The sequence below is a fragment of the Anaerocolumna sp. genome, from assembly GCF_032079385.1.
Classification (GTDB): domain Bacteria; phylum Bacillota; class Clostridia; order Lachnospirales; family Lachnospiraceae; genus Anaerocolumna.
The window spans coordinates 6,941-33,612 of the sequence record NZ_DAMAUC010000004.1; the positions used below are offsets into that span (position 1 = coordinate 6,941).

The 26,672-nt window shown below is 34.4% G+C and carries 26 protein-coding genes and 2 tRNA genes; 17 read left to right on the plus strand and 11 right to left on the minus strand.

The window, feature by feature from the left end; all coding sequences use genetic code 11:
- Positions 1–428: 428 nt before the first annotated feature.
- Both RT261_RS04585 and RT261_RS04590 read left to right on the plus strand, forming a co-directional pair.
- Complete coding sequence (locus RT261_RS04585; protein WP_313129953.1) at positions 429–1,319, plus strand: DUF3881 family protein; 891 nt, start codon at positions 429–431, stop codon at positions 1,317–1,319.
- 156 nt (positions 1,320–1,475) lie between these two features.
- A tRNA-Arg gene (locus RT261_RS04590) sits at positions 1,476–1,549 on the plus strand.
- Positions 1,550–1,658: 109 nt separating this feature from the next.
- Here the strand turns inward: RT261_RS04590 and RT261_RS04595 are convergent.
- From RT261_RS04595 to RT261_RS04645, 11 genes are all read right to left on the minus strand, one after another.
- On the minus strand, positions 1,659–2,051 hold the full coding sequence (locus tag RT261_RS04595; protein ID WP_313130483.1) for a phosphotransferase: 393 nt from the start codon (positions 2,049–2,051) through the stop codon (positions 1,659–1,661).
- 203 nt (positions 2,052–2,254) lie between these two features.
- A complete protein-coding gene (locus RT261_RS04600; RefSeq protein ID WP_313129955.1) occupies positions 2,255–3,691 on the minus strand; it encodes a D-alanyl-D-alanine carboxypeptidase family protein in 1,437 nt (478 codons plus the stop codon).
- A gap of 432 nt (positions 3,692–4,123) precedes the next feature.
- Entirely contained in the window at positions 4,124–4,738 is a 615-nt protein-coding gene (locus RT261_RS04605) for a V-type ATP synthase subunit D (RefSeq protein ID WP_313129958.1), read from the minus strand.
- Between the two features lie 60 nt (positions 4,739–4,798).
- Positions 4,799–6,187 carry a V-type ATP synthase subunit B gene (locus RT261_RS04610; protein ID WP_313129961.1) on the minus strand — a complete coding sequence of 463 codons (1,389 nt, stop codon included), beginning with the start codon at positions 6,185–6,187 and terminating at the stop codon, positions 4,799–4,801.
- A gap of 14 nt (positions 6,188–6,201) precedes the next feature.
- The gene (locus tag RT261_RS04615) at positions 6,202–7,968 is read right to left on the minus strand and encodes a V-type ATP synthase subunit A (protein WP_313129963.1); all 1,767 of its coding nucleotides are present in this window, start codon (positions 7,966–7,968) and stop codon (positions 6,202–6,204) included.
- Positions 7,969–8,019: 51 nt separating this feature from the next.
- A complete protein-coding gene (locus tag RT261_RS04620) occupies positions 8,020–8,586 on the minus strand; it encodes a V-type ATP synthase subunit E (RefSeq protein ID WP_313129966.1) in 567 nt (188 codons plus the stop codon).
- 18 nt (positions 8,587–8,604) lie between these two features.
- The gene (locus RT261_RS04625; RefSeq protein WP_313129969.1) at positions 8,605–8,913 is read right to left on the minus strand and encodes a V-type ATP synthase subunit F; all 309 of its coding nucleotides are present in this window, start codon (positions 8,911–8,913) and stop codon (positions 8,605–8,607) included.
- Between the two features lie 41 nt (positions 8,914–8,954).
- Positions 8,955–9,374 carry an ATP synthase subunit C gene (locus tag RT261_RS04630; RefSeq protein ID WP_091687823.1) on the minus strand — a complete coding sequence of 140 codons (420 nt, stop codon included), beginning with the start codon at positions 9,372–9,374 and terminating at the stop codon, positions 8,955–8,957.
- Positions 9,375–9,401: 27 nt separating this feature from the next.
- Positions 9,402–11,303: a V-type ATP synthase subunit I gene (locus tag RT261_RS04635; protein ID WP_313129974.1), complete on the minus strand. Its 1,902-nt coding sequence runs from the start codon at positions 11,301–11,303 to the stop codon at positions 9,402–9,404.
- Between the two features lie 20 nt (positions 11,304–11,323).
- Positions 11,324–12,361: a V0D/AC39 family V-type ATPase subunit gene (locus RT261_RS04640; RefSeq protein ID WP_313129977.1), complete on the minus strand. Its 1,038-nt coding sequence runs from the start codon at positions 12,359–12,361 to the stop codon at positions 11,324–11,326.
- 80 nt (positions 12,362–12,441) lie between these two features.
- Positions 12,442–12,753 carry a hypothetical protein gene (locus tag RT261_RS04645; RefSeq protein ID WP_313129979.1) on the minus strand — a complete coding sequence of 104 codons (312 nt, stop codon included), beginning with the start codon at positions 12,751–12,753 and terminating at the stop codon, positions 12,442–12,444.
- A gap of 354 nt (positions 12,754–13,107) precedes the next feature.
- On the opposite strand from RT261_RS04645, the gene trmB reads away from it, so the two are divergent.
- The 15 genes from trmB to RT261_RS04720 all read left to right on the plus strand — a co-directional run bounded on the left by trmB (position 13,108) and on the right by RT261_RS04720 (position 26,550).
- Positions 13,108–13,749 carry a tRNA (guanosine(46)-N7)-methyltransferase TrmB gene (gene trmB, locus RT261_RS04650; RefSeq protein WP_313129982.1) on the plus strand — a complete coding sequence of 214 codons (642 nt, stop codon included), beginning with the start codon at positions 13,108–13,110 and terminating at the stop codon, positions 13,747–13,749.
- 123 nt (positions 13,750–13,872) lie between these two features.
- Complete coding sequence (locus RT261_RS04655; protein WP_313129984.1) at positions 13,873–14,034, plus strand: hypothetical protein; 162 nt, start codon at positions 13,873–13,875, stop codon at positions 14,032–14,034.
- Between the two features lie 77 nt (positions 14,035–14,111).
- Entirely contained in the window at positions 14,112–14,429 is a 318-nt protein-coding gene (gene trxA, locus RT261_RS04660) for a thioredoxin (RefSeq protein WP_313129987.1), read from the plus strand.
- 217 nt (positions 14,430–14,646) lie between these two features.
- A tRNA-Lys gene (locus tag RT261_RS04665) sits at positions 14,647–14,719 on the plus strand.
- A gap of 112 nt (positions 14,720–14,831) precedes the next feature.
- On the plus strand, positions 14,832–15,152 hold the full coding sequence (locus RT261_RS04670; protein WP_313129989.1) for a hypothetical protein: 321 nt from the start codon (positions 14,832–14,834) through the stop codon (positions 15,150–15,152).
- A 142-nt stretch (positions 15,153–15,294) separates the two neighbouring features.
- Positions 15,295–16,320 carry a lactonase family protein gene (locus tag RT261_RS04675; protein WP_313129992.1) on the plus strand — a complete coding sequence of 342 codons (1,026 nt, stop codon included), beginning with the start codon at positions 15,295–15,297 and terminating at the stop codon, positions 16,318–16,320.
- Positions 16,321–16,641: 321 nt separating this feature from the next.
- Positions 16,642–16,962, plus strand: a complete 321-nt coding sequence (locus RT261_RS04680) for a hypothetical protein (RefSeq protein ID WP_313129995.1) — start codon at positions 16,642–16,644, stop codon at positions 16,960–16,962.
- Positions 16,963–17,061: 99 nt separating this feature from the next.
- Positions 17,062–17,850 carry an SDR family NAD(P)-dependent oxidoreductase gene (locus RT261_RS04685; RefSeq protein WP_313129997.1) on the plus strand — a complete coding sequence of 263 codons (789 nt, stop codon included), beginning with the start codon at positions 17,062–17,064 and terminating at the stop codon, positions 17,848–17,850.
- Positions 17,851–17,871: 21 nt separating this feature from the next.
- A complete protein-coding gene (locus tag RT261_RS04690) occupies positions 17,872–18,648 on the plus strand; it encodes a MurR/RpiR family transcriptional regulator (RefSeq protein ID WP_331665407.1) in 777 nt (258 codons plus the stop codon).
- Between the two features lie 127 nt (positions 18,649–18,775).
- The gene (locus RT261_RS04695) at positions 18,776–20,380 is read left to right on the plus strand and encodes a PTS transporter subunit EIIC (protein WP_313130000.1); all 1,605 of its coding nucleotides are present in this window, start codon (positions 18,776–18,778) and stop codon (positions 20,378–20,380) included.
- Between the two features lie 78 nt (positions 20,381–20,458).
- Entirely contained in the window at positions 20,459–21,790 is a 1,332-nt protein-coding gene (locus tag RT261_RS04700) for a 6-phospho-alpha-glucosidase (RefSeq protein WP_313130002.1), read from the plus strand.
- Between the two features lie 84 nt (positions 21,791–21,874).
- Entirely contained in the window at positions 21,875–22,351 is a 477-nt protein-coding gene (locus tag RT261_RS04705) for a PTS sugar transporter subunit IIA (RefSeq protein WP_313130004.1), read from the plus strand.
- Positions 22,352–22,579: 228 nt separating this feature from the next.
- On the plus strand, positions 22,580–24,313 hold the full coding sequence (gene ilvD / locus RT261_RS04710) for a dihydroxy-acid dehydratase (RefSeq protein ID WP_313130007.1): 1,734 nt from the start codon (positions 22,580–22,582) through the stop codon (positions 24,311–24,313).
- A 170-nt stretch (positions 24,314–24,483) separates the two neighbouring features.
- A complete protein-coding gene (locus RT261_RS04715; RefSeq protein WP_313130009.1) occupies positions 24,484–25,902 on the plus strand; it encodes an aminotransferase class I/II-fold pyridoxal phosphate-dependent enzyme in 1,419 nt (472 codons plus the stop codon).
- 39 nt (positions 25,903–25,941) lie between these two features.
- Positions 25,942–26,550 (plus strand): guanylate kinase, encoded by a 609-nt coding sequence (locus RT261_RS04720; RefSeq protein WP_313130012.1) that lies wholly within the window; start codon positions 25,942–25,944, stop codon positions 26,548–26,550.
- Positions 26,551–26,672: the final 122 nt, after the last annotated feature.

Genomic DNA, 26,672 nt, shown 5'->3' on the forward strand with positions numbered 1-26,672 from the left:
CCTATTCTTATTAAGTAAGTAAGATAGAGAAAAGCTTAGTTATTCTTATTCAATAAATAGGTAAAGAAAAACTTACCTATTCTTATTAAGTAAGTAAGATAGAGAAAAGCTTAGTTATTCTTATTCAATATATAAGGTTAAGAAACCTACCTATTTTCATTCAATAAGTAAGATTAAGAAAAGCTCAATTATTCTTATTCAATATATAAATGACATAATAATAAATTATAAATATTAGAAAATCAAATATTTTTATATATTGCTAATGATAGAAAAATGTGATATAAGTAATAAGTATATTATAAATTGACAGGGAAATATTAATTAAGTATTTTAAATAAATATTAGTACTTTATATTGTCAGATGATACAGATTATAAGAACAGGTATGATATAAATTTATAGATTAAGTTAGGTGGTGAATGATTATGCACAGTTATTTAAGAGCAGTAGGATTTAGCGAATATACAGATAGAAGTGAGTTGGAACGATTATTTAGCATGATCATAGATCAGCCGACAGAAAAGAAATCTTTTCATATTCAGAATGGTAAGTATTTTACTGAAATATCAAAAGACTTTTGTAAAAATATGGGTATTACTTTAAGGGGTGAAGTTGACGCAGAGGGCAAGTTTTATATGGAACATTACTACCCATATTCAAAAAGTCATTATATAAGTACGAGAGAAGAAACATCCATTATTAAAAGAGTTGATACGGAAGCGTATACAGGAATGTGTGATGATGTAAGACTGGGTGTTTCTTTAATCTTTTATCTTCAAAATGTGATAGATTATTTAGGGGAAGGTAAAGGAAAAGAGAAAAAAGGTATGACATGGCCGATTAATTTGTCTGCATTATCTATATCCGGAAAGATATTGCTTCCTTTAGAGCATAATGAAAAGTTGACAAAAAGTAATACTGCAGACATCCAATATAGAAGACAACTGATAGCAGAGGCAAAAAAGGGTAATCAGGAAGCTATTGATAGTTTAACTATTGATGATATTGATATGTATGCCATGATTTCCCGAAGGGCAAAGTATGAAGATATTTATTCTATTGTGGAAAGTTCTTTTACGCCATTTGGCTCTGAATCTGACAATTATACTGTAATTGGTACTATTATGGATATGGATAAAAGTATAAACGAAGTAACGGGTGAAGAAATTATAGGTTTGCTGATTAATTGTAATGATGCGATTCTCCAGGTTACGATTAATCAAAAGGATTTATACGGGGAGCCTGCAATTGGAAGACGTTTTAAAGGTAACATATGGCTTCAGGGAAATATAGATTTTTCGACAAGCAGCCTGTGATTTTATCTGACTAGATCTAAGATATAAGAATATGAAAACAGATAAAAGTATATTATAATATAATATTTAAAAATTAGACAAAACATAGTATATGTCAGCCTTGACTTTAAAAAGGTTTCAACATATAATAAAAAAGGTGTTCATAATTGACATCTTGCATCTATAGCTCAGTAGGATAGAGCGACCGCCTCCTAAGCGGTAGGCCGCTGGTTCGAATCCAGTTAGGTGCATTATAAGATCAGGTTAAAATAGATGCACCCTGCTTTTAATAAGAAGCAGGGTGCATCTTCAATTTTATTTACGAAAATCATTGTTATGCCAACGTGATTATAAATGAAATCAGTAATACGATACCGGAATATCCCTTATTTCATAGATTTTTTGTAGTCTATCTACCGATTCCTGTTTCACCTCAGGTAAATCTGAAAACATATATTCCTGCATTACTCTGTAACCAAACTTGAGTACAATCATCTCCCAAATGTAGTTGTTTTCAGATGAAAAAAGGTCTAAATACTGTGAAATTCCTCTGTAATAGGCCGGAATTAGTCTGCGATAATATTCATGCAGGCAATCTGTTTCAGTGTCGTCGGCAATTAGTCTTGCAATGTCTTCTCCTAAATAGCCAAATCCCGCCTCGTCCCAGTCAATCAAGATAATTGCTCCGTCAGAAAAAAAGACATTCTCAATCCAAAAATCTCTATGACAGAAAACAATCGGTAGTTGCTTGATCTTTTAGAAAACCGCTTTTCTGTTATCATCCATGTGAATCAACATCTGCTTCAAATTTCCATTTGTTTTTAGTCTACTCAAACTTTGATTCCATTATTTTACATACTATAAAATTTTAACTTATTATTTTATATATAATTATCATATATTTCAAACATAACTAACTTTTAAATAAAATCATCTTAGAATTTTTAATTATTTCATTAAAAATCAATATAAGATGTATCAGAGGAATGCTTTCTTCGATTCCTCTTCTGATGATAAGCCTGCCTGCGTTTCCGGTAAGGAATCTCAACAAATATAATATATAATCCGGCACCCAGGACAACCATACCTACGAATACCCCTATAACGACGGATTTCATGCTTATATTTGATTTTCCTATTATATGTTTACCATTCTCCCCTGTATTGGGTTCTACTGTCTGTAAGGGCAAAATAGAAGATTTTAATAAGGTATCCGTAGCAACATTATTAAATATAATATTCGAAGTACCTGCAAACATTCCATTGTAAGTATAGGAAACAGTACCAATAATATGTTGCCCTTCTACTAATTTTGTTATGGGCTTAAATTCTATTTCTTTCTTTACATCTTTTAAAGAAGCATCATTGGGCAAAATAATATTGCTTTCCGGACTTATTTTTAATGCAGTTTTGGTTGTACTAAATACAGGGCTGTTATTGTTAAATAAGGAAATAGACTCCGTATCCACTGGATTTTCCATTTCCGCAATATTATATACGGAAAAATTATTAAAACCATAGTTTAATATATTGGAAGTATCCGAATATTCATCTTTAATACTATCACAGCTCATAATAACACTGATTAAAGTCATTCCGTTACGTTCTGCAAAGGTTACCAATGTATATTTAGCTTTAGAAGTATAACCTGTTTTGCCCCCAATAGCACCTTCGAATGGAATTGCTCCGTTAATAAATTTATGATGGTTTGCCAATGGTCTGGCTTTCTCCTGAATATTTGTAGGAGGTATGGTAAAGGTCCTTGTACTTGTAATCTTGCGAAAGGTAGGATTATTAATTGCAGCTCTTGCTATTAATGCCATATCATATGCACAAGTGTAGTGCTCCGGGTCGGGAAGACCATGGGGATTAATAAAATGTGAATTTGTTGCACCCAATTCTTTCGCTTTCTTATTCATAAGATCAGCAAAAGAATCCACATCTCCGGATATATGTTCTGCTACAGCGTAGGATACTTCATTTGCTGATTCTAACATAATACCATATAAACTTTCTTCCATAGTGAGCTTCTCACCAACATCAATACCGATGCGGCTGCTGTCTAAATCTACATCAAAGACAGATTCTTTTGAGAAAGTCACGGTTTCCCTTAAAGATGAATTTTCTAAAGCCAGTAAGGTTGTTAAAATCTTTGTGATGCTGGCAGGATAGTAAGCTTCCTGAACATTCTTTGAATATAAAATAGCTCCCGTAGAAGCCTCCATTACGATTGCAGCACTGGCATTTACTTCTGGTTGTTCTGCAGTTACGATTGCTTTTTTATCTATAGAATTACTGTAATTGATGGCAGTAGGATCTACCTCTGCCTTTGCAGTTATAACATTGCTAAATGTAAGGCATATCAAACTCATTAAGATTAAACACTTTTTCATGAAAACTCCTATCTGCGTGTCTTAGCACGTATCAAATCAAGATAACTCCTTTATATCTATCTCTATTCTATATGAACCTAAATTGTATAGTTAGTATGTCAAAATAATAATTATATTATAGATTATTTTAGGGTCTGTATCAAGAAAAATAAGAAAACATTTACTGAAATAATGAAAAAGTGTATGACAATATATTGCATATTACAGCATATTGCCATATTATAGCATAAAAATAGAAAAAAGCTCTATTGTATATAGAGTAAAATTCTAATATAGAATAAAATTTTGAACTCGATATATACAATAGAGCAAATCCATATAATTTAACCTGCAAGGCAGAGTATGATAAATCAAAAAACTTTTTATTTATAAATATGATTTTGAGCAAAATTCAACGAATAAAAATAGTAATTAATTCAGTGTTTCTGAAATTTAACCCTGTCTGCGCTTTATTACCTTTAACCTTGTAAATTCTTCACGTTCTTTTTCTTCTAAAGCATTTTGTATATTAACCGTAAGAGTACTATAATAAGGAATCGTAATATTTTTTAAAGCATTAGCACGTTTTTGGGTCTTTTTAATATTAGCAGCCAATCGGTAAGCTGAGTTTTCAATCATGGAAAGGCGAAGAGTCAATTCTTTTACCTTTTTAAATTGATTGGTTGCTTCATCAAGAGAAACTCTGGTATTAAAGAAAGAATAAGTTGGTTTACTGCCGGTACGATCGAATTCCACAAGAGGAATTTCCGTACCCATAATACTTCTTTGTTTAATCTGTATAGAGTCTTCTTCCGGTATCGTACTGCTTAAATCTTCTACGTTACGAATTCCCATTTCGATATTAGCTGTCTGCAAAGCTCTGTAGGCAGCGGTAAAGGTAGTATCAATTTCAGATTGAATATCTTTTGCCTGCTCAATTAATTCCATAAGTTCCCGGATTAATATATTACGCTTTTTATCCATCAAGTCATAACCTTGTTTTGCCAAGGCCAATGAATTCTTTGCTAAAATTAAGTTACCTTTGGTTGGAAACGTATTGGGATTCATAAATACCTCTTTTCTATAAGCTTCAAAGCATATGAATTCTTATTTAATTAAAAACATTTGCTATTCGTTAGTAACAGATGCTTTGTAATATTGATTCAATATCTTTGTATCTACACGATCCAGTTCTTCTCTTGGAAGAATGCCTAACAGCTCCCATCCTTTATCCAATGTTTCTATAATAGAGCGGTCTTCAGCCTGGCCTTGGGAAATGAATTCCTTTTCCATAGCAACACCAAAAGTTAAATATTTCTTATCAATGTCGGATAATTCATCTTCACCGATAACACTTGCTAATGCTCTGGCCTCACCCACTCTTGCATAAGAGGAAAATAGCTGATTGGCAAGGTCCTGATGGTCTTCACGAGTATATCCTTTACCGATACCATCCTTCATTAAACGGGAAAGGGACGGTAGAATGTTAATAGGGGGATATACACCTTTTTGGTATAAAGAACGCTCCAAAACAATTTGCCCTTCTGTAATATATCCGGTCAAGTCAGGAATTGGGTGTGTAATATCATCATTTGGCATTGTAAGAATTGGAATCTGAGTTACAGAACCATTTACGCCCTTTACAATACCGGCTCTTTCATACAAAGAAGCCAATTCACTATAAAGGTATCCAGGATAACCTTTTCTACTTGGAATTTCACCTTTGGAGGAGGAAACCTCACGCATGGCTTCTGCATAAGAAGTCATATCAGTTAAAATTACAAGGATATGCATGTTCTTTTCAAATGCCAGATATTCCGCAGCAGTTAATGCAACCTTTGGCGTTATCAGTCTTTCTACTACAGGATCGTTAGCTAAGTTCAGATACATAACAACATGGGAACTGACGCCGCTTTCTTCAAAGGTACGACGGAAGAAATCAGCAACATCATGTTTAATACCCATTGCAGCAAATACAATTGCAAATTCTTCTGTGCTGTTTTCTCCAAGGGAAGCCTGCTTTACAATCTGTGCAGCAAGCTGATCATGAGGAAGACCATTTCCGGAGAAGATGGGCAGCTTCTGACCTCGGATTAATGTAGTCAGGCAATCAATGGATGAAATACCTGTTTTAATATAATTACGGGGATATTCTCTGGAACAGGGGTTTAAAGGCTGACCGTTAACATCTCTTTTTTCCTCACCTATAATATTGCCCAAACCGTCAATTGGCTGGCCGATTCCGTTAAATACACGGCCTAAAATTTCTTCGGAAAGAGCTACTTCCATAGGGTGTCCCATTAACTTAGTATGGGTATTTAATAAAGACATATCATCCGTTCCCTGGAACACCTGAATTACTGCTTTATCTTCATATATTTCAATGATTCTTCCAATCTTTTTCTTATTACCTTCTACGGTTATTTCTACGATTTCATCGAAGGAGGCATCTCTAACACCCTCTAAAACGATTAGAGGGCCATTTATTTCACTAAGTCCTAAATATTCTATTGACATTGTATGGTCCCTCCTTATCCATTCTTCTCCATAACATTATGATAGAATGTATCAATCATTTTTTTATACTCATCAAATTTATAAAGTTCATCATTTGCCACATCGTATTTAATGGAAATAACCTTTTCATATATGTCTTCCGCTCTTAATACAGACATTGGCATATTCATATTAATTAATTGCTTTGATTTATCGTATAGATAAAGTATAGTTTCCATCATTTTTAATTGCTTTTCCAGCGGTACATAAGTATCGGATGGATGGTATGCATTCTGTTGGACAAAACCAAGACGAATAACTCTGGCTATTTCTAATACCAGTTTTTGATCATCAGGTAATACGTCACTGCCAATTAATTTAACGATTTCATTTAACTGGCTTTCCTGTGTTAATATATTCAGAATCTTGCTGCGGCACTCTATAAAATTATCACCTACATTAGTAAGGTACCAGGGAGCCAAGTCTTGTAAATAATCACTGTAACTGGTAAGCCATTGAATCGCTGGGAAATGTCTTGCATAAGCCAGGGACTTATCCAGTGCCCAGAAGCATCTTACAAATCGCTTTGTATTCTGTGTTACCGGTTCGGAGAAATCACCGCCCTGTGGTGATACAGCGCCAATGATAGAAACACTGCCATCTGTTCCATTCAGGTTTTGCATAAATCCGGCACGCTCATAAAAAGCGGATAATCTGGAGGCTAAGTATGCAGGGAAACCTTCCTCTGCAGGCATTTCTTCCAGACGTCCGGATAACTCACGAAGTGCTTCTGCCCAACGGGAGGTGGAGTCAGCCATAATGGCAACGTGATATCCCATATCACGATAGTATTCAGCCAAAGTAATACCTGTATATATACTTGCTTCACGAGCAGCAACAGGCATATTTGAGGTATTGGCAATTAAAGTGGTTCTATCCAGAAGAGGATTTCCGGACTTAGGATCCACTAATTTAGAGAAGTCTTCCAGAACCTCAGTCATTTCATTTCCACGTTCTCCGCAGCCTATATACACAATAATGTCTGCATCAGACCATTTTGCCAGCTGATGCTGTGTCATGGTTTTACCCGTACCAAAACCGCCGGGAATAGCAGCAGTACCGCCCTTAGCAATTGGGAAAAGGGTATCCAGGATACGTTGTCCTGTAATCAAAGGCCTGTCTGCTGAAAATCTTTTATTTACCGGTCTTGGTATACGAATTGGCCATTTTTGTGTTAAAGTTAAATCTTTTTCAACACCGTTGTTATCCTTTATCGTAACAATAGTATCTGTAATGGTGTATTTGCCATCAGGAGCGATCATTGTAACAATTCCGGATACATCAGGGGGAACCATGGATTTATGAGTAATTGCCGTAGTTTCTGGTACTTCTGCAATTATGGCTCCTCCATAGATTCTATCTCCTTCTTTTACAGTAATGTGAACGTCCCACATTTTAGAGGTATCCAAAGATTCCACACTAACACCTCTGGATATAAAAGCTCCTGACTGTTTGGAGATTTCTTTTAATGGTCTTTCAATACCATCGAATATATTACCAATAATACCGGGTGCCAAAGTAACGGATATGGCAGCTCCGGTTGATATTACTTCCTGTCCCGGTTTTAGACCCGTTGTTTCTTCGTAAACTTGAATAGTTGTTTTGGATTTGGTTAAGGCAATTACTTCACCAACTAAACGGTCTTTACCTACCAAAACCATTTCACCCATCTTAAATCCAAGGTTACCGGATAAATAAATAACTGGTCCATTTATACCGGATATTTTTCCTGTTATATTCATAATGGAGAAAACTCCCCTTTCTTAGCTTGAAATTCTAGCTATTAATAATTCTTAGAAGGAAAAAGAACTTTTCGCTTCTGAAAGTTTTGTTAAGAAGGAATTATCAATCAATATGTTTTTAGAATGAATAACCGCTCTTGTTCCGCCTATAAAGTCTCTGGTACTTACGGTAAGATTTACGCCGGTATTCCCTTCTAAAAGCTGTTTCTTTCCTTCATCGGAAGGATTTATATAAATAATAATTTCATCCTCCCTTGCAAATTCCTTTGCTTTAGAAATCTGAGCAATTAATAAATTAGAATACTCAGGTGTTTTCATGTATTCGCCTAATTTTAGGGCTACATCCTGAAAAAGCTTATCAGTTAATTCAGAAGATTTTTCATTTATTTTTCTTTTAATTTCTATTGCTTCACTTGATAGTGTACGATTTTTTTCACGCATTAAATTTTCAGATTCTGCCAGATAGGCAGCATCTGCTTTTTTCAAGGAATTTTGTTTATGTTCGTCATATATTTTCTGAAGAGATTCTTGATATTGGTGAACAATTTCAATGTTTTGGTTCGTTGCACTATCAATAACTGCTTTGGAGAATAATTCTAATTTTTCATCTAATGTCACGTTTAAATCTCCTCTCTTTTATAATTTAACTCCAATGGCTTCATTTACATAAGAGGTAATGAAATCCGGCTTGCGGCCTGTTCCATGTCTGTCGGGTATTTCCACAATCAAAGGAAGCTTACGATTCAATTTAACATCATTGATAATTTCGGGAAACTCAAGACTTAATTTTTCAGTAATGAGCAGTACACCAATTGTTTTATCGCTGATTGCTTTATCCAATTGCTCTTTTAAATGCTTCTTTGAATGTATAATAACCCCCTCTACACCTGCCAGGCGCATTCCGGTGTAGGTATCAACGTTATCGCTGATTAAATACATGCGCATAATAACCTCGATTCTGGCGCTTTTGCGCCTTTGGATAACTATTAACCTAAGATAGTAAAGGAAACGATTAATCCATAAAGTGCAATACCTTCTGCAAGAGCTACGAAGATAAGTGCTTTACCCATGATGCTGGAATCTTCGCTGATTGCACCTAGAGCAGCGGAAGCAGCAGAAGCAACGGCAATACCACCGCCGATACAGGATAAGCCGGTAGATAAAGCAGCAGCAATGTATTTCCAGCCGGAAGTAGCTGCTTCAGCAGTTGCTGTAACTTCAGCAGCTGAAATTTTACCGCTGAATAATAAGATATCAGCTAAGATTAATGTTCCAAAGAAGAAAAATGAGTTGCATGCTAAAGAAGCTTTAAAGCCGCCTTTTCTTTTTTTACTTAAAAGAAATGCTCCAAAAGGTATAATAATACTTAATATTAAAGTGATAACTAAAATGATTCTTGCTGTCATAATTTGAATCCTCCTTAAAATGAATAATTATTTATTTTTAAATGGTTTAAATTCTTTACCGGTTCCTTTGTAGAAACGGCTGAACATTTCGTAATATTCCAATCTTAGAACCTGAATTCCAACGATTAATCCTTCCATACCGGCTACGAATATGTTACCAAGAATAATGATAAAAATATTAGGGTGGGCAGTTTCTGCCTGTCCAAGCAACATTACAACTCCCATCATTGCCACATGGCTCATGGCAAATGCGCCAACACGAAGGAAGGAAATAGTATTGGTTACATAGCTTAGTAATATTTCTACCAGCTCAAATAATGATTCTACAAAGAACATGATTTTACTATCCGGTAAAATTTCGGATTTTTTTTGAATCAAGTGAGTTAAAGGCTCTTTGAAGAATATAAGCAATAATGGTATTACAAAGAAAATGACCAATATGATAGTTGCAGGTAAAGCTTTTCCGGTTGCGGTTAAAGCGATACAAGTAATGGCTGCAGCATAAAAAACAAGTCCGGCAACACCATTGGTGTCAAATAAAACTCTTTCTGTATCTTTTGCCTTTATACCATTTATGATATTTAAAATCATTGCAATTAGTATCAGAGCAACACCAAAGCCAACGGCTGTCAGCAATACTGTCATTACATTTTCCATTGGATTTAACCATAGATGGGGAATGACATCTTCAAAACCAAAGATACTTCCGTATAAAAATCCAAATACTGTGGAAAAAATACCTGCAGAAGCAATAATAGCAGCTAAATTGGACTTTTTAAATTTATAAATTAATGACCCGCCAAGGATTAAACAGATACCTTGCCCAACATCACCAAACATCATGCCAAATAATAAGGAATAGGTGATTGCCACAAAGAAAGTTGGGTCAATTTCGTTGTAAGCAGGAGTTCCATACATTTTTATAAACATTTCAAAAGGTTTGAATATCTTCAGGTTTTTAAGTTTTGTAGGAGGCTTAGTTGTTAAACTGGCATGATCGTCTTCTACAATACAATAGATATCCGTTTCTTTCTCCATATCAGCTAATAACTTCTTGGAGTTTGCTTCCGTTACCCAGCCGCATAAGATAAAATACAGGTTGCTTTCTTCTTTTTTCTTAGTACAGGCAGCCATTTTTCTTACATCAAAGTTATTAGAAAAAGTTATCAAGGTATCATAAGCAGATAAGAAGTCATCTCTGACAGTTTGTACTTGATCCTTTATCTGCATGCGCAGGGCATCAATTTGATCCGATACCTGCTTTTGCTTTTCTATAATGGTGTTATAAGCATCTTCCGGAGTTCCCTCATATTCATTTGGCAAGAACATCTTTTCAAAATGCAGGGAAGAAAAAATAGCATCCACCTTCGCCGAATCCCTTTCCGGAACAAAATATACGCCCCAGACATATTCTGCATCTCTGTCACATTCAATAAATAACGTAGTTAAATTATCATAAACGTGTTTGGAGAATTTATTGTAATATTCATAAGATATTCGCCCAAAACGGAATTTAATAAATTTAAACTGTAAAATTTTATTGATATCATAATTTAAGTGACGAAAAGGTTCAATGTGCTTAATTAACTCATATAGATGGCTTCTTTGAGCTTTTAATTCTTTCTTCTTGGTATTCAGCTCTTCCAATTGAGAAAGAACAGAATTAATATAAGACGAAGCCTCTTCTACAGACATGTCCTTTTTCTTATAAGGACCGGTGTTATCTAATTTTTTAACTATTTCCTCGGACCTATTTAATACTTCTTTATAGGGATTGATTTCTACAAATGGTTTTAAGTTCTTTACGGAACTTAGTTCGGTTAAAGCATTTTCAAGGTGTATTTCATATTTATTCAGATATACATTTACCACACGGTCGAATTCGTTTTTTGGACCGGTAATGCTTATAAACTTCATTTTTTCAATCACTGTTTACACCTCCAATTCATTTATTGTAATACATATCTTAGTGTGTCTTCCGGTTCCAGTTTGTATCTTATGCATTCAAGGGCTGTTGTAAGCCGTTTGATTTCTATTTGTTTTTTTAATAGATAGGCATAAATAGGAGCCATGGATGAAGAATAACGGTCGGCATTACTCTCAGCGATAGATAACATTATCTTTTGATAATAAATTTCCATAGTGCCATCCAGTAAGGTGGAACTGATTTTTTTATAATAAGTGGTATTTAACCGGGCTATAAATTCCTCTATGGAGGAAGCTTCTATTAATTTCATCAACTGTTCATTTTTCAACTTATAATGAATCGGTATTACATAAGAATATGAATCCGTTGAATGAATATTGAAAAATCGTTTAGAACGATAAAGCCACATAATATTAAGAATATCTATTTCTGAACCAAGCCTATGGGTTAAAACTTTTAAATTATCGTCTTTTAATTTCTTATCCTTTAGCTTCCACATTTTCTTAAAATAATAAATATCAAGCTGCATTTCATAATCAAAAGACGTAATATTATCTTTACCCTGTAAATGGTTAAACAAAGAATGATATTCCGTTCCCTTTAGATTGTTTACAAATTCCTCCATATTCTGAGAAGCAGCAAGTGTATTTAAATTAATTTTTGAATGATTTTCAAAAAATGAATGAAAAGTGGATAAGTCATAGGTATCATTATCCTTGTTGTAAACAAGCTGTATACATGTCTTTAGTACATTTATCTCATATCGAAAGAAAATTAAATCCAAAGCATTTCTCTGTTCCATATTTGCAAAACTATAAATACTGGAAAAATCCCGGTATAAAGCATTAATAAAGACGCCTTCTACCTGACCGCGGTGCAAAAGGTGTTCGTCCATATCATGAAATATGTCGCGATATCCCTCATGATTCTTTAAGTAAGTAATGAAATCAGAAATGGATTCCAGATTTGCTATTCTTTCGAAATCTGTTTTGGTTATAAGATTAGACTTCATAGCCTTAACCTTTGTAATTATTCCGCTATAGTTTAATAAACGATTCATAAGAACTCCTATCTACGTGCTTTGGCACGCTTACACAAAAATTCAAGTTGAAAAAACATTATTTTTTCAACTTAACTCTTTTATGACTGTATTAAACTTAAGAATATTTTATCAACAAGAGCATCATGATTATTCTGGTATTGAGATTCCATTTGTTCCAGCTGTTTATTACAATCATTTATTAGAGCTTGTTGTTCCTCTGCCAATTCTTTGTTGATTTGCGCTTGCAAAGCAGATATCTTTTCTGATTTATCTGCAGCTATTGAATTATCTAACTGTTTTGAGTCTTCTTCTAATTTCTTATGAAGATCAAGTTTTTCTTCATTGGCGCGCTTCATAATTTCATCGGCTTTTTCTTCTATTTCGGAAAGAAGATTAATCACTTTTTCCATTCCTTAACCTCCTACATTTTTTTACTCAGATTTCATCAAGTAATAAAATAATAATACTATGATTTTTCATTTTTGCTACTGTCAATATGGACAAAATTACTGGTTTTTTTTATGAAAATTGTGCAATATTCACATGGCTAAAAGAAAAATGAATAAAAATAACTAAAAAAAGTATTTGCATAAATGCAGCTAATTATTAAAAATTTAAAATTGACATAGAAAGTCATTCCATTATTTCATATGAATGGAATTTCACATTAATTTAAAAACAACTTGTCAATAAACTGGTCTGTGTTATAATGAAAAAGACTATACAATTTTTTCTTAACAGGAAGAGTACAGGAGAAAAGTTTTATGAGACTGCGTAATGTAAGAGGCTCCAGAGAAACCATTTCTTCCAATGAATATGTAATCCATGAACCGGAGAAATTAAAAGGCAGATGGAAAGAGTTCTTTGGAAATGATAATCCCATTCATATAGAAATAGGAATGGGAAAAGGTAAATTTATAACCCAATTGGCAATTGAGAATCCGAATATAAATTATATTGGTATTGAGAAATACTCCAGCGTATTAATTCGTGCCATTGAAAAAAGAAAAGAATCAGAAATTGATAATTTGTTTTTTATTCGATTTGAAGCGGAATATATTAATGATATATTTGAAGAAAACGAAATTGAAAGAGTGTATTTAAACTTTTCAGATCCCTGGCCAAAAGACAGGCATGCGAAGAGAAGACTTACTTCCAAGGAGTTTTTATCCAGATATAATAAATTATTAGTTCCCAATGGATATGTTATATTTAAAACAGATAACAAAGATTTATTTGATTTCTCCCTGGAACAGGTAGAACTTGCAGGTTGGAAGCTTCTGAATATGACCTACGATTTACACCATAGTGAATATGCAGAAGGCAATGTTATGACCGAATATGAAGAGAAGTTTTCTTCTATGGGAAATCCGATATGCAGATTGATTTCTTACCGGGAAAAGTAAAAACAGATAATCTAAAGTAATGGTACTATTCATATATGTAACTTAATAAATTATGATAAGAAATAGTATGAAATTAGGTGAATATCCCGCTGTATCTAATAAGGTATCAAATGGGAACCTCATATGAAAAGATCATTTAAATTAAAGATATCCAAAGCTTTAAGCTGTAATACTAACTTAAACAGGCAGGCAATTCGAATTAAGCGTTCATGGGATGAAGTAGAAGCAATTATATGCAGGAAAAAATGCCCCAAAAAATGTGATTCTCATAAACACAAATGGTAAAAAACGAAAATGCATAATCTAGAACAGATGTGGAAATATAAGTGTAAGCATCTGTATGTACAGAAGGAGGAAATAATATGAAATTTAAATTTACAGACGAAAATTTTGAAGCAGAAGTACTGAAATCAAATCAACTGGTGTTGGTAGATTTTTATGCTGATTGGTGCGGACCATGTAAAATGCTTGCACCTACTATTGAAGTAGTAGCAGAAGAGTATAAAGATGTAGTTAAAGTAGGTAAACTTAATGTTGATGAATCACCTAAGACCGCTGAAAAATATAGAGTTATGACTATACCTACCTTATTGTTTATAAAAAACGGTCAGGTACTTGATACGGTAGTTGGCGTTATACCTAAAGCACAAATCACGGAAAAACTAGAGAAATTAAAATAAATATAATTTAAGTACTCTTTACACTGTGAAGTTTAAGGATGTATCATCCTGAATTTAAAAGGTGAAGAATCTCAGAAGTGCTTAAATTTTCTGGGTTCTTCGCCTTTTATGTTTAATCGAATATATTGTAATATATTACTTGTACAAAAAAAGTTGAAAAAAGGACTTGCATTTTCTTTCAACATCGTATATAATAACTTTTGCGTTCAAAAAATATGCGCTTCTAGCTCAGTTGGTAGAGCACCTGACTCTTAATCAGGGTGTCCAGGGTTCGAGCCCCTGGAGGCGCATTGTAAAGTCCTTGTTTGGCAGACGTAGGAGCTGCTGGGTAAGGGCTTTTTTATTGCATTTATTCCAATGTTGAATAGAATATAATATATTTAAAAGGGAAAGGAGGATTTTATGCAAATAGAAGATATTGTATATAACAGAGCAAAAGAAAGACTGAAAAAATATAGCAGGACAGTAAAAAAGAGTATCAATGAAAAAATCATTTATGAATGTGCAGTCATTCAATATTTGATTAGACAAGACTACAGAGATGATACCAGACTTTATTCCATAAATCAAAGCTTATATGAGCAGGAAAGAGAAAAAATAAAGAAGCTTTATAAGAAGATAAATAAAAAGGAAGATAATTATGGAAAAACTGTAGAGGCTTGTAATGATGCCCTGGCTTATATTGAGATAGTTATGAAGCCGAGAGTAATTATGGAATATTAATAGAAGGCTAAGGCCTTTTTTTAATGCTCATTTTGAGACATAAAACAGTATATTTACAGTTATTGGTGCATGTGTTATATTATAAACAGGATTTCTAACTACAGATTCCAAATGATTTAAAAAGAGCAGGGAGGGGTTCTAAGTGAATATTGATATTTTTATTGGGAGTTATGCTGAAAAGGGAACGGATGGAATATATTGTTACACATTAGATACTGCAAGTCATCAATTAAAATTAATAGCGAAAACTAATTTGGTAGAGAATCCTTCTTACCTGACGAAGTCAGGGGATAATGGTTTTATATATTGTGTAAGTGAAACCAATGAATTTGAAGGATCAGAAGGCGGTGGAGTTGCTGTATTAAACTATGAAAAAGAACAATTTACCCTCGTAGATATAGCTGCAACAAAAGGCTCTGCACCTTGCCATGTTCTTTTAGATGATAATAAGAATAATTTATATGTTTCGAATTATTCCGGTGGAAGTATAGCAATGTACCATATAGAAGATCAGGGAAAGCTGCAAATGTGTGATTATGTGTTACATTATGGCTGTGGCCCAAATAAAGATAGACAAGAAGCTCCTCATGTTCATTTTTGTGGATTTATTGATGGAAAGGTATGCGCTGCCGATTTAGGAATAGATGCTATTAAGTGTTATGATGTTAATGCGAATGATAATAAATTAGTTCATGTACAAGACATTGAAATTTACAAAGGTACTGGTGTAAGACATTTTATCGTTAGTAATAAAAATAGAGATTTGATTTTTGCTGTTTGTGAGCTTACTTCTGAAATAATAGTAATCAAACAAAATGGTGAAAACTTTGAAGTTATTCAAAGGACATCTACATTACCAGAGCAATCTACAGAAAGCTACGCTGCAGCCATTAAACAATCACGGAATGGTAAGTATATACTTGCATCAAATAGAGGTCATGATAGTATCGCTCTTTATGAGTTAATGGGCGAAAAACTGAAGTTAATAAAAATTATTGATAGCAAAGGAAAATACCCCAGAGACTTTTTGATTTTAAAAGATCATGTAATCGTTGCAAATCAGGATTCTGATAATATAGCGGTATTTACATTTGATGAAAATACTGGTGCATTAGATTTTACCGGACAAATTGAAGAGTGTAAAAAACCAGTTTGTGTAATTAGCTAATCGCTAATAAATTATAGAAGATTTTTTATTTTGCAAGTATGAGAGCAGGCTTAGTAACGGCTTTTGTCCGCATTATCTATTTTGCAGATAGGAGAATTACTTGCACATTTGCAAGAGGCATTGCTTTTACTAATTTTAAGGTGCAGAAATTATAAAATTAACATATATTTAACATAAACATAATTAAAGTTTAATTTTAAAAGAGTATGCTAACTAAGTATGTAGAATATAATAAAATAATCTACGCAACTCTCTAGCAGTTATGTTGTGTAATACAATAGCAGTAAAAAATATATTTAATAAGGAAGGGAGGAGAATTTTATGCAGCTAGAAGATATTATATATAATAGAGCAAAAGAAAGACTGAAAAACTATAGCAGAACAATAAAAAAGAATATCAATGAAAAAGTTATTTATGAATGTGCCATCATTCAATATCTTATTAGACAGGACTACAGAGATGATACCAGACTTTATTCCATAAATCAAAATTTATATGAAGAAGAAAGGGAGAAAGTAATAAAGCTTCATAATAAAATCAACAAAAATGAAGATCATTATGAGAAAGCCGTAGAAGCCTGCAAAGATGCTCTGGCTTACATGGAAATTGTTATGAAGCCAAGGGTAAATATAGAATATTAATGGAAGGCGAAGGCCTTTTTTTTATACGCATTTTAAGGTATAATATTAGTAATTAAATGGCTACAATAAGGATATTGATGGAGAAAAAGGAGATAGATTATGAAGCTGAAAGATAAACGAATCGTTATTACAGGAGCTTCTGCTGGAATAGGTTTAGCGCTATCTAAACGTCTGATCAAATCCGGAGCCAGAGTTGCCTGCGTAGCCAGGAACAAAAAAGCCATGGAAAAACAATTTGGTAACAGGGCGGTTATTATTTCCTGTGATATATCTGATCCGGTTCAATTAGATGCTATGTTTAAAAAGGCGGAGAATCTTCTTGGGGGCATTGATATATTTATAGCCAATGCCGGCTTTGCTTATTATGGTACAATTGGAAAGCCAGACTGGGAGAAGGATAAGAAGATATTTCTAACTAATGTAGTATCTCCTATATACAGCCTTCAAAGACTTTCGGAAGGGAGAAAAACTCCTCTTATTTTTATGGTCACTATCTCCGGGTTGGGGAAAATGGTCCTCCCTGGATTTGCATTATATAATTCCACTAAATTTGCTTTAGATGGATTTGTTCGTACTTATCGAATGGAAAAACCTAAGAATATTAAGATCATACCGGTGTATCCTGTTTCAACGGTTACAAAGTTTTTTAATAAAGCGGGGGGTAAGGATACTCCCGTACCATATCCAAGGCAAAGCACAGAGTTTGTGGCATGGTGTATGGAGTCAGGGCTTAAAACCGGTGTCAGAAGTGTTTATACTTCTGTAATCTTTTTATTAAGATGCATGATATCCAGGGTATTTCCCATTGATTTATTTGCACAGGGATTTGAAAGGATTAGGTTAAAGCGTTGGAGATGTAAACAGGACCTGGTAATGAAAGGGCACTAAAGAGCCGGAATTGAGGGTAAAATGATAGATTTAACTAAACTGATAGAGGGTAAAAACTTAACGGAAGCAGAAGAAAAAGTCCTTCGCTATATTATCGATCATATTGATGATGTAACTAAAATGGGTGTCCGGACAATTGCTAAGAATAATTATACATCCACTTCTACTATTATGCGGTTAACAAAGAAGTTAGGTTATGCCGGTTTTATTGATATGTATTACCGGCTGCTGCCTCTTGTAAAAAGTGCAGATTCCGGTGAAAATGAGAACTCGGATTTTATTAATAACTTTTTTAGCAATTCTTTGTTGCAGAATTCTAATTACCCACAATTAAAAGAGTTTGCAAAAATTCTTTATCAGGAGAGCGATAAATTTATCTTTATTTATGCTACAGGATTTTCTGCCATTGTGGCTGAATATATTTATAAAAAATTATTAGTATTGGGTAAGAAATGTATTTTAGCCAGTGGTATGGATTCCGTAGGTGTATTTGAGAACAACTTGGATTATATAGGATGTTTATTGGTTGTATCAAGGTCGGGAGAGACAAAACAGGTACTGGATAAAGTAAAAACGGCAAAAGAAAACAATATATTTACCATATCATTTACCAATGACAGAGAGAGCAGCATTAATAAATTAGCAGATATCAAACTTAAAATCGAAGACAGTAATAAATTAGATGACCGGAATATGATGCCCAATACTTTTTTCCCAAGTCTTCTTATGATAGTTGAAGTCCTTGTTTATGAATATCATAAAATATTATTGGAAGAAACAAAGAACAATATACAATGAAACGTGTATCCATTTAGGATAACACGTTTTTTTTAAGCCTCAATCCGTATACAGGTAATTACTCACTTGTTATAATGCAGATAACCACTTTAGGAGATACCTTAAATTAAAAGGAGGAAGAAATTTCATGAAAGAAAAAGTAATGGGTGGGTTACAAAAATTTTCAAAGGGTATGTTTATACCGGTATTAATTTTACCGATAGCAGGTATTTTAATTGCCCTGGGTAATGTGTTAACCAATGCAAAGTTGTTAGAAGCAGTACCCTTCTTAAATAATCCGGTTACAACCGGTTTTGGAAAGATATTATCCGGTTCTTTAGTAGCTATTTTAACTAACTTAGGTATTATCTTCTGCGTTGGACTGGCCGTTGGATTAGCGGATAAGAAAAAATCAGAAGCAGGTTTTACAGCTTTATTGGCATTCTTAGTATTTATTAATGCTATGAATAAATTTATGGATTTAAGAGGTATGTTAGTGGCTGCAGATGCCCTTAGGGGATCCGGTCAGGCCATGGTGTTAGGTGTGCAAATACTTGATATGGGTGTATTCCTTGGAATCATACTGGGAATTGTAACAGCCAAGGTCCATAACAAATTCTGTGAAACAGAGTTTAACAATGCATTTCAGATTTATGGCGGATCAAGATTTGTATTTATTATCTTAATTCCTGTAGTTATTATTTTATCTATTGTACTTACCTTTGTATGGCCCTTTGTTCAAAGCGGTATATCTGGTTTGGGAGGCTATATACAGCATTCCGGTAACTTTGGAATATTCCTATACGGCGCATTAGAACGATTATTAATCCCAACCGGTCTGCATCACTTGGTTTATACACCATTCCTTTACAGCCCTCTTGGCGGTGTTGCAGAAGTAGGAGGACAGATTTTAGAAGGTTCCAGAAATATATACTTTGCTGAAATGGCAGATGCCACAGTAAAGGTGCTATCTCCATCTGTAGTTTGGGATGCAAGAGGTTTATCTAAGATGTTCGGTTTAGTTGGTGCATGTTTGGCAATGTATCATACTGCAAGACCGGAAAATAAAACAAAAGTAAAAGCAATCTTAATTCCTGCAGCATTTACTGCTTTTATAGCAGGTGTTACAGAACCAATCGAATTCTCCTTCATGTTTGTAGCTCCGGTATTATTTGTAATGCATGCAGTACTTACCGGTGTTGGTATGGTAGCATTTAATGTATTAGGAAGCAGAGCGATCGGACCAAATGGATTTATCGATTTCGTGCTATATAATTTACCTTTAGGTATTGAAAAAACACGTTGGCCAATCTATATTGCAATCGGTATTGCAGAATTTTTCATTTATTATTTTGTATTTAAATTTGCAATTAAGAAATTCAACTTCAAAACTATCGGCAGAGAAGATGAAGGTAAGGAAATGAAACTTTACTCCAAGAAAGAATATAAGGAAAAAGTCGCCGGAAATAATGCAGTTGATTCTGCAAAAACTCCAGTTTCTAATATAGGTGCAGTAGTTGTTGAAGCACTGGGTGGTGCAGAAAACATTGTGAAAGTAGATAACTGTTATACAAGATTAAGACTTATATTAAAGAATACAGATTTGGTGAAAGAAGATGTTTTAAAAAATGAAACAGAGGCCAATGCGGTTGTAATAAAAGGCGAAAATGTACAAGTAGTTTATGGTTTGAAAGTAAATGGAGTTAGAAAAGCAGTAGACAGTGAACTTGGCATAACCGGTGAAAAAGAATAACAAGACCGGAGTAACAAAGTTTATAGTGACAGCTGCCGGTTTTAGGCAGTCCCCATTGATAGAAAGGTAGATGATTTTATGCATAAATTTATATTAACAATTGCAGGCGGTGGAAGTACTTATACTCCGGGAATTGTAAAAAGCTTATTAGCGAAAAAAGAGGAATTTCCTTTAGCAGAACTTAGATTATATGATAATGACGGTGACAGACAAGATAAAGTTGCAATTATTGTAAAGGAAGTCGTTAAAGAATTTGCACCGGAAGTAAAAGTTCTTACAACTACAGATCCGGAAACAGCATTTACAGATGCAGAGTTTATCTTTGCCCAAATGAGGGTTGGTAAGAATATAATGAGGGAACTGGATGAAAAGATACCTCTAAAATATGGTGTGGTAGGCCAGGAGACATGCGGACCAGGTGGTTTAGCTTATGGACTTAGAACCATATATCCAATGGCTGAATTAATTGACCTTGTTGAAAAATATGCAAGTCCGAAACATTGGATCGTTAATTACTCAAATCCTGCAGCAGTGGTTGCAGAAGCAATGAAAAAGTTAAGACCAAATGCACGTATTATTAATATATGTGATATGCCGGTGGCCACCATAAGAAATATGGCAGCAGTAATCGGGGAAGACAGAAACAAGCTGGTAGTTGATTATTTTGGATTAAATCATTTTGGATGGTTTACAAAAATCACGGTAGATGGTGTTGACCGTACCGATGAGATCAGACAGCATGCAATCAAACATGGTTTACTTGTTGAGGATATGACTAAGGTAGATGCACAGCATTCCGATCCTTCCTGGATTAAGAACTGGAAGAATATTCAGTATATGATGGAAATGTTCCCGGATTATATTCCAAATCCTTATTTACAGTACTATTTGCTGGGAGATTCTGTTGTAGAGCATACAAATGTAGAGCATACAAGAGCAAATGAAGTAATGGAAGGAAGAGAAAAGAGAATTTTTGATGCGGTAGAAGAGTATAATAAGACTGGCGAAGTGGACTTATCTTCTTTCTATACCGGAGTTCACGGTCAATTTATTGTTGACGTTGCCATGTCACTTGCTTATAATTTAAGGAAACGATTTTTAGTTATGGTTGAGAATAAAGGAGCAGTTATGAACCTGCCTGAGGATGCTATGGTAGAAATACCGGCATATATAACATCTGACGGACCTGAGCCAGTTAGAGTAGGTAAAATACCAGCCTTCCATAAAGCGTTAATTGAACAGCAGTATGCTGTTGAAAAGCTTATTGTAGAAGCAGCAGTGGAACATTCCTATGAAAAGGCACTTATGGCTCTCACACTTAGTAAGACGGTACCTTCTGCTTTTAAGGCAAAAGAGATTTTAGATGAACTGATTAAAGCAAATAAAGATTATTGGCCGGAACTTAATTAATTGTAATATAAACTGTATCTTTTATACATGCTTCTATAATGAAAATCTAATATGAATATGGAAAGGGCATTTATAATGGGATTTATGAAATTATTTCAGAATAAACCAAAGGAGAAAGTTGTTTTTTCTCCATTAAATGGACAAGTTATTCCTTTGTCTAATGTAAAAGATCCGGTATTTGCAGATGGAATATTAGGTAAAGGAGCAGCAATAGTTCCTTCGGAAGGAAGATTGGTATCACCTGTTAGCGGAACTATCCTTAATATCTTCCCAACATTGCATGCTATTGGTATACAAAGTGATGATGGGCTTGAAATCTTAATCCATCTGGGTTTTGATACGGTAGAATTAGAAGGAAAATATTTTAAGTCAAATATATCCGAAGGTGATAAAGTTTCCGTTGGAGACCTGCTAATTGAATTTCAAATAGAAGAAATCAAAAATGCAGGATATGATATAACGACTCCTATTGTTGTAACTAATTCTGACCAATATGAAACAATTGAAGCTATACCCGAACAAAATATAAAAGCAGGAGAAAAACTAATTATAATAAAATAATTTCAGATTATTTTATAGGTATATTTCCATAAGCTTAAATATTTGAAGAAATTAATAATTGGGGTTGTTGTAATTAAAGCAAAATCAGGGTTCTTGGACAATGAGTGTTTTAGTTTACAACAGCCCTTTTGTAAATATGAATAGGTAATTTTATATCCCAATGTATGAGCCGTTTCTGTAAATTATAATTATGTATAGTAAGAGACCTGAAAAGGGAAAGGAATAGATATGATAAAAACAGAAGAATTAACAAGTCAGAAATTAAGAAAGATAGCACCAGAACTAGACCCCTTAAGAAGGGGCATGGGCTGGTCAGTGGAAGATTTAAGCAAACCTCAGATTATGATAGAGAGTACCTTTGGTGACAGCCATCCGGGCAGTGCCCATTTATTAAAGTTAGTAGAAGAGGCAGCCCAGGGAGTGCGTGAGATGAATGCAAAGCCTGCCAGATACTTTACTACGGATATTTGTGATGGAATGGCTCAGGGCCATGATGGTATTAATTACTCCTTAGCCTCCAGAGATATGATTGCAAATATGATTGAAATTCACGGAAATGCAACTCCTTTTGACGGTGGCATATTTGTTGCAAGCTGTGATAAAGGAGTTCCGTCCCATCTAATGGCAGTTGGCAGATTAAATATACCTTCCATTATGATTACGGGAGGTGTTATGGATGCGGGACCTGATTTACTTACTTTAGAGCAAATCGGAGCTTACAGTGCTATGTATCAGCGAGGCGAGATTACCGAAGATCAGCTTCAGTATTACAAACTCCATGCCTGCCCTTCCTGTGGCGCCTGTTCCTTTATGGGAACTGCTTCTACCATGCAGGTTATGGCAGAAGCTCTTGGACTTATGCTGCCGGGAAGTGGCTTAATGCCTGCTATGTGTGAGGATTTACTTACTTTTGCAAAAGAAACCGGAAAGCAGGCAGTGAACTTGGCTAAAATGGGATTAAAACCAAGAGATATTGTTACAATAAAGTCATTTGAGAACGCTATTATGGTACACGCTGCCATATCCGGTTCCACCAATTGTCTTCTTCATATACCTGCCATAGCCCAGGAATTTGGACTGGAATTAGACAATGATACTTTTGACCGGTTACACAGAGGAGCTCATTACCTTCTGGATATCAGACCTACAGGAAAGTGGCCTGCACAATATTTTTATTATGCAGGGGGAGTTCCGGCAGTAATGGAAGAAATTAAGAGTAAATTACATTTGGATGTTATGACCGTAACCGGTAAAACTTTAGGTGAAAATCTGGAGGAACTAAAGAGTAACGGATATTATGAGAAATGCTATGAGTATTTAGAAAAGGCAGGACGAAAAAGGGAAGATATTATACGTCCTTATGATAATCCAATTGGAAATAAAGGTACCATAGCCATATTAAAAGGTAATTTAGCACCGGAGGGTTCTGTTGTAAAACACTCCGCAGTACCAAAAGAGATGCATAAAGCTATCTTAAAAGCCAGACCTTTTGAATGCGAAGAAGATGCTATTGCCGCTGTTTTAGAGAAAAGAATCAATCCCGGAGACGCAGTTATTATAAGAAATGAAGGCCCTAAAGGAAGCGGTATGCCGGAAATGTTCTATACCACGGAAGCCATATCTTCTGATCCGGAATTAGCAAGCACCATAGCCTTAATAACCGATGGACGTTTCTCCGGTGCCTCCAAAGGACCGGCGATTGGACATGTATCACCGGAAGCAGCAGAAGGAGGGCCTATTGCTTTTGTAGAAGAAGAGGATTTAATTGAAATTGATATAGAAAATAGGATATTACAAATCGTAGGTATAAAGGGAAAACGATGCCAGAAGGAAGAAATTGGTAAAATATTAGAGCTAAGAAAACAAAATTGGGTTCCTAAAAAAGAAAAATATGAATCCGGTGTATTGAATATATTTGCTAAACATGCAGTTTCACCTATGAAAGGCGGCTACATGAAGTAAGATACATTAAGTCTTCATTAAAATGGGATATGAAATTTGCTTTATCCTATTTTAATGGAGGCTTTTTTCTTTATCTAAACTTGTATGATACAGGAAGAAATGAATAAAATGATTGAATAAACAATACTTATTGGTTAAAATAGAAACAATCCATGAAAGGCGGTGCACATATGAATTTATATGATAAATTAATTGAATACAGTAGGGATGATTACTATCCTATGCACATGCCGGGGCATAAAAGAAATGCCGCTTTCTCCATGACAAATCCATATTCCATTGATATAACAGAGATAGAGGGATTTGATAATCTTCATCATGCAGAAGGAATCTTATTGGAAGGAATGGAACAGGCTGCAAAGTTATATAATTCAAAACATACCAACTATTTAATTGGGGGAAGTACGGCAGGTTTACTTACAGCTATTGGAGCAGCTGCTAATAAGGGAGACAAAGTAATGGTAGCACGTAACTGCCATAAAGCAGTCTACCATGGTATCTATTTAAATGAACTGCATCCCGTTTATATTTATCCCCAAGCAGACACCCATTTTAATATAAATGGTGGAATTTCTCCTGAAAAAATAGAAGAATTGTTGATAAAGCATAAGGATATTAAACTTATTATTCTTACGTCCCCTACTTATGAAGGGGTAATATCGGACATACCCTCTATCAGCAGAATAGCACACAAGCATAAGGTACCCTTACTTGTGGACGAAGCCCATGGAGCCCATTTAGGCTTTCATACCGGATTCCCCGATAATTCTATTCAGGCAGGAGCAGATATAGTAATACACAGCCTTCATAAAACACTTCCAGCCTTTACTCAAACCGGTCTTATTCATGTTAATAGTGATTTGGTAGATTACGAAAAGATAAAAAAGTATCTGGGCATCTATCAGACAAGCAGTCCTTCTTATCTTTTAATGGCTAGTATTGACAGATGTATTACTCTGTTACTGGATAAGAGAAAAGAATTATTTGATCGGTATTATAATCTGCTTCAGAACTTCTATGACCATATGAAGGCATTAAAGAATTTAAAGATACTGTTTCCGGATAATATAAAAAACTATGGATTTTATAAATTTGATCCGTCAAAAATTACGATTTCCGTTAAAAATACCGATATATCCGGTATCAAGTTATATGATATGCTTTTAAAGGAATATAAAATACAAATGGAAATGGTTACAAAGGATTATGTACTGGGAATGACCAGTATATGTGATACCACGGAAGGACTTCACAGGCTTTCGGAAGCATTACTGGATATAGACAAAAAACTGGAAAGTATATCAGCGATCCCAGGAAAGCATTTGACAGATAAAACAGAGGTTCCGGAATGGGTAATGTCATCCTGGAAGGCAGATAACTGTTTACAGGAAAGTATTCCTTTAACATTAAGTGAAGGAAGAATATCAGGGGATTATGTATATCTTTACCCCCCGGGAATACCCCTCCTTGTACCGGGTGAGAGAATAAGCAAGTCTCTTTTGGAAGATATTTATTCTTATCAAAGGGAAGGATTGCATTTGCAGGGATTACAAGATGAAAAAGGACAATATATTAAAGTTATCCTATAGATTGATTAAACTTGAGAAAAGACAGAAAGGAACCAATTCATGTCTAAGATATTTGTAGTAATGGGAAAAAGTGCAACAGGAAAAGATACCATATTTAAAGCATTAAAAGAGAATAAACAACTTGATCTAAAATCATTTGTTACGTATACGACAAGGCCAATACGTGAAGGAGAGACAGAGGGGATAGAATATTTCTTTGTCAGCCGTGAAAGATTACAGCAATTACAGGAAAGTAACAAAGTAATTGAACACAGAGCCTATAAAACAGTACACGGTATATGGGATTATTTCACCGTTGATGACGGACAAATTGATTTAAGCATCTCAAATTACGTTCTCATTGGAACCTTGGAATCTTTTGAACAGATTAGAAGTTATTATGGAGAAAAGGCTGTTATTCCTCTTTATATACAGGTAGAAGACAGCATAAGGTTAGAGAGAGCGCTTCAGAGGGAAAAGCAGCAGAAAAGCCCCAAATACGCTGAATTATGCAGAAGATATCTGGCAGATGAAGCAGACTTCTCAGAAGAGAACCTTAAAAAACTGGGCATTAACAAAAGATATGAGAATCATGATTTTGACCAATGTTTATGGGAGATTATCCAGGATGTGGAAAAGCATCTCTCCATAAATGAAAATGGGTGTTAAATTCTGCTAGAAATTATATCTGTTTATTGTTAAAATATTATGATATAATAAAAACGTAATGAGGAAAATACAAGCTTGCTTGGATTTTCTGAGTGGAGTGCCAAGATCATGAACATTTTTTT